This window comes from Acidithiobacillus sp. TH-A35, assembly GCF_057473505.1.
This window is the reverse complement of record NZ_JBYCKR010000202.1, coordinates 1-3638: the sequence shown is the minus strand read 5'-3', so window position 1 is coordinate 3638 and position 3638 is coordinate 1. Positions and strand designations below refer to the sequence as shown.

5 protein-coding genes and 1 pseudogene are annotated in these 3638 nt (G+C 56.7%); 3 read left to right on the top strand and 3 right to left on the bottom strand.

Going from position 1 to position 3638, the window contains the following annotated elements; translation table 11 throughout:
• The 3 genes and pseudogenes from AC2VNK_RS07050 to AC2VNK_RS07040 all read right to left on the bottom strand — a co-directional run.
• Positions 1-216: pseudogene (locus AC2VNK_RS07050) on the bottom strand (efflux RND transporter periplasmic adaptor subunit); the annotation flags it as partial.
• On the bottom strand, positions 213-1496 hold the full coding sequence (locus AC2VNK_RS07045; protein ID WP_486883287.1) for a TolC family protein: 1284 nt from the start codon (positions 1494-1496) through the stop codon (positions 213-215). The pseudogene AC2VNK_RS07050 and the gene AC2VNK_RS07045, both read right to left, overlap by 4 nt.
• Positions 1497-1973: 477 nt before the next feature.
• Positions 1974-2372, bottom strand: coding sequence for a DUF302 domain-containing protein (locus tag AC2VNK_RS07040; protein ID WP_291523343.1), 399 nt, complete (start codon positions 2370-2372; stop codon positions 1974-1976).
• A gap of 267 nt (positions 2373-2639) precedes the next feature.
• Here AC2VNK_RS07040 and AC2VNK_RS07035 point away from each other — a divergent pair, with 267 nt between their 5' ends.
• The 3 genes from AC2VNK_RS07035 (at position 2640) to AC2VNK_RS07025 (ending at position 3430) form a co-directional block, all read left to right on the top strand.
• A complete protein-coding gene (locus AC2VNK_RS07035) occupies positions 2640-2819 on the top strand; it encodes a hypothetical protein (protein ID WP_486883286.1) in 180 nt (59 codons plus the stop codon).
• 227 nt (positions 2820-3046) lie between these two features.
• Complete coding sequence (locus AC2VNK_RS07030; protein ID WP_486883285.1) at positions 3047-3202, top strand: DUF3309 family protein; 156 nt, start codon at positions 3047-3049, stop codon at positions 3200-3202.
• Positions 3203-3247: 45 nt separating this feature from the next.
• The gene (locus AC2VNK_RS07025) at positions 3248-3430 is read left to right on the top strand and encodes a Thivi_2564 family membrane protein (protein ID WP_486883284.1); all 183 of its coding nucleotides are present in this window, start codon (positions 3248-3250) and stop codon (positions 3428-3430) included.
• Positions 3431-3638: the final 208 nt, after the last annotated feature.

The following is a 3638-nucleotide window of genomic DNA, read 5'->3' as shown; positions in this document are numbered from 1 at the left end:
GTCCTTCATCGGGTGATCCGAATGAATCTTGGGGTCCATGGGGGCAGCCCAGTAGAGGATATGCCGTCCCTTGGGCGTGCTTTTCGGAGAATGGGTTGCAGTGGAGTTGGCGCTAGGCGCGGCGGCGGGGACCCGCAGCCACCACACCGCACCCGCCCCAAGGGCTACACCAATGACGAGTAAGCCGATACCGATGATCCAGTTGCGTGACTTCATGGTTGTGCTCCCCCTTCGGTGGTGAGGAAATCCAGTTCTGCGGCGCTGAGGGCCAGATCGCGGCGGTATTGCAGGCGGGTCAGGGCGTAATCCAGCACTTCCTTCTGGGTACGCAGCACAGCGCTCAGTTCGGCACGTCCTGCCGAGTAGGCAGCGAGCGTCGCGGAAAAGGCATTTCGTGCGGTAGGCAGCAGGCGTTGGTCGGTACGCTCCAACTCGGTCTTGAGGGCTGCGTAGCGGGCGAAGGTGGCGCGCGCCTCCTGGGTCAGGGCCAGATGCTGATCGTCGTAGCGATATTGCGCCTGCAAGGCCTTGGCCCGGGCGGCGGCGACGTTCTGGTCCTGGCGGTCTCCCGGAAATATGGGCAGGCTCAGGTCAACCCCCGCTGACAGCCAGTTGGGGCTGCCAGCGTAGAAATCCTGACCATAATCGACACTGACCGTGACTTCCGGCCAATAGCCACGCTTAGCTACCTGCACGCCCATTTGCGCCGCGCGGGTTTGCGCCTGGGCGGCCCGCAGGAGGGGTTGGCTGGAGAGCCGGGCTTCCGCTTCGGCAAGCGTGGGCGGGGGTGGCAGGTTCGGCCATTGATGCGCTATGGACGGCGGTTCCGGCAGATTCAGGATCTGCGCGATTTGCGCGAGATCGCTTGCCCGTTCCGCTTGCAACTTACTGATATCATTGGCCAGCCTGTCACGCGCCAGTTGGGCGCGGAGCACATCGGCCTGTGCCCCCTGAGCAGACCGGTAGAGCGCCAGCGCCGCTTGCACACTCTCTGCCTGTAACTGTTCCTGATGCCGGACCGTTGCCACGGCATCTTCGGCATAGAGGGCTTGCAGCCAGACGCGGCGCAATAACAACACCAGCTCGGCGGACTGGCCGCGCAGGGTGTCGGCGGCCGCCTGGGCCTCGACCCCCGCCTGCTGTCCTTCCAGCCCCAGTTTGCCAAAAGAGGGAAAAGTCTGACTCAGGCCCACGTTCAGCATGCTCATCTGCTGCCGGTTCATGGAGAAGCTGTTGAGGGGCAGGTTCGCAGCGCCGAAAGCGAGATGGGGATCGGGGAGTTGAGCTATCGCCACCGCCTGGTGCCGTAATTCCACAACCTTCTGCTTTATGGCGCCGAGACCGGGATTTTGCCCCAGGGCAATCGCCTCAGCATCCTGCAGACTCAATAAGGCGGCACTGGCAGGTGTCGCCGACAGGAGCAATAGCACCCCGGCCAAGAAGCGAATCCCGCCCCACGCCAGTTGGGCAAAACGACCAAGAATGTTGGTATACATGAAAAATCTCCACAGCAAATCGGTGACATATCTCCCCATTCAGAGAGGAGTGCCAGTTTGCTCAGGAGAATTTAAATGACCAACCGCACCTGCTGGAGGGGTGGAGGATGATGGGGCGGGTGGGAGAAAAAAAACTGGGCTGGTGTCGGGCTAAATCTTGCCTGGCTGGAAAATGTCACTGAACCCATCATTCCCGGGGCAGGGAAGGTCATTCCAGAGGGGCTTAATCTCCCTGACGCATGGGCTTCTGCACAGATCGACATGCACTGACCGGACATCGCCCCAGAATGCGAGCTCATATCCGTGCCGTGACCACCCTGGCAATCAGGCATGCCTGCCATCGACATGCCTGGCATATCAGCGCATGAAGCGCCGAGTGGCATAGCCACCGCCGCATTGCTCACCCATGTTCCGAGGAGAAACATGGCCAGCAAAACGAGCAGGGGAAAGCGGCGGCGGATTCTCTGCATATCGGCGTCAGGTGATCTCGAGACTTGCTTTCACCCGAACCAGCTTGGCACGCACCGCTTCACCGATCGCGGTCACCCGCGGGTTGCCAACCATACCAAGCACTGCGACCGGGTCCATGAAACCCACTGTGACCTGGCCGTTGGCCTCCTCCCGGACAATGATATTACAAGGCAGGAGCAGCCCGATGTCAGGGTCGGCTTCAATCGCTTGGTGGGCAAACTGGGGGTTGCAGGCCCCCAGGATATTGTAGGGCCGAGAATCGATCCCGAGTTTGGCCTTGAAGGTTGCAGCCACGTCGATTTCGGTCAGCACGCCGAAGCCTTCCGTTTTGAGTGCCTCCCTGACTTTTGCGAGGGCTGCCGGAAAAGATCCGGTAATAGTGGTGGAAAAGGCATACGTCGTCATGAAGGTGCTCCTTTATCAATCGCTCAGCTCAGCGTGGTGGTGGCGGGAGCCATTGTCGCAGGCCAGCCTCCCTATGGATTGACGGCCACGGGATGCTTCCTTCCGGTATTCATAAAGCATGATAAACCATGAAGTACGCTACAGAGTCAAGGTGAAAAATCGAACCCTCAGGTCAAGGTCACCGGAATCACGATGCAGCCGGACCATCGCCGACGAAAAATATACTATAATTACATAATGTAGTTGTTTATCGAAAGAAGCTATTTTATGCCTAAACTTAAAGATGCCGGTTCCTGGACCAAGGAGAGGCTGCTCGCCGACATGAAGCGGATTATCGCTGATGCCGCTGCGCCGTTGCAGGCGACCGCCACACAGCAAACAGCGAACGCTGCACAACGAACAGCCAATCAGGCGATTCGGGCAGCCAACGCCAGTAATGGAGGATAAGAATATGGGCCAAATATCCAGTCGTAAAACCTACGCATATCTCGCCTCGGGTTGCGCAGTGCTGGTAGCGTCGCTCAGAGGTTGTGTAGCTTTATTGGGGGCAGGTGCCGGCGTGAGATGGGTGTCGGCTTGATGGGTAACAAAGTGCTCTACCTACCAAGGCAGAAATACGAAGGCTTCACTGGCAGTAAATATTACCGCTGCATAAATCACCAGGAGAAACTACCATGTTGGGTACGGTGCTATTGATCGTATTGATTATGCTGCTTCTTGGTGTGTTTCCGGCTTGGCCACACAGCAGAGGGTGGGGGTATGGTCCAAGTGGAGTTATTGGTTTGATACTGTTAATAGTATTGATTATTCTTCTGCTCGGCAGAATATAATGTCGCTTTAATAGTGACACACAATGTGTTGCGTTATGGAGGTCTATGATGACATCTTTAATTCACGTAGTGCTGGTCTTGATAGTGGTTGGCGTGCTTCTCTGGCTCGTCAATAGCTATATACCTATGGCGTCTTCTATTAAGTCTATACTTAATGTGCTCGTGGTCATTATTGTGGTTTTATGGCTGCTCAGTGTTTTTGGGATTTTCAATCTTCCAGCCAGATAAATCAGGGCGCACCAACGCGGAAATTATGGCTATAAGCAAGGCTTCGGCCTCGCGGGTGGAGCCTGCCGCGCAAGTCATATGAGCGAAGGGCTGAGCTGGCTTTATCAACCGACCTAAAAATGGTCTTGTAGTGTCAGCAGCAGTATGGCAGTTGGTTACTTTGTTACGGCGGCTGGTAGTGTGATGCAGAGTTCAATACAGGAGACAG